The organism is Acetomicrobium sp. S15 = DSM 107314 (assembly GCF_016125955.1).
Classification (GTDB): Bacteria; Synergistota; Synergistia; order Synergistales; family Thermosynergistaceae; genus Thermosynergistes; species Thermosynergistes pyruvativorans.
This window is the reverse complement of the sequence record NZ_JADEVE010000381.1, coordinates 1-419: the sequence shown is the minus strand read 5'-3', so window position 1 is coordinate 419 and position 419 is coordinate 1. Positions and strand designations below refer to the sequence as shown.

Below are 419 nucleotides of genomic sequence, written 5' to 3'. Positions count from 1 at the left end.
GGCATTATAAAGTTGTTGGAAGACGCGTGGGCACAATCTTCACCACAGGGAATCCCCATAGCCATGGCGCATCTTGCCATAGAGGGGAGCGCGCCGGCTGACTTTGAGGTTACGCTTCTACTGGGAATGATGTTCGACAGTGTCGTCCAGTACGGCGGCTCATTCGGCTGGGGTGCGCTTGTCGCCGTGCCGGCCGTTGCATTCCTCGCCTATCCATTCGGAATACTTCCCGCGTTTCTAACGGGAATGGCTCACATTGGACTACGGCGCCAGATATGAGGGTTACGTGTGCGACATAACGCGCAACGTGGCGGCCAAAAGGCGCTATGCCTGGGCCTATGACGTTCATAATTTGCTCTCCGAGGCGCAAAGGCGGCACTCGAAGTGATGAAGCCGAATGTAGCCGCCAGGGATGTCGA

The 419-nt window shown here is 56.8% G+C and carries 2 protein-coding genes; both read left to right on the top strand.

Going from position 1 to position 419, the window contains the following annotated elements; genetic code table 11:
* On the top strand, positions 1-279 hold a 279-nt coding region (locus tag EZM41_RS11175; protein ID WP_198471151.1), incomplete at its 5' end, for a hypothetical protein.
* Between the two features lie 7 nt (positions 280-286).
* Positions 287-388 (top strand): hypothetical protein, encoded by a 102-nt coding sequence (locus EZM41_RS14800; RefSeq protein ID WP_446697844.1) that lies wholly within the window; start codon positions 287-289, stop codon positions 386-388.
* Positions 389-419: the final 31 nt, after the last annotated feature.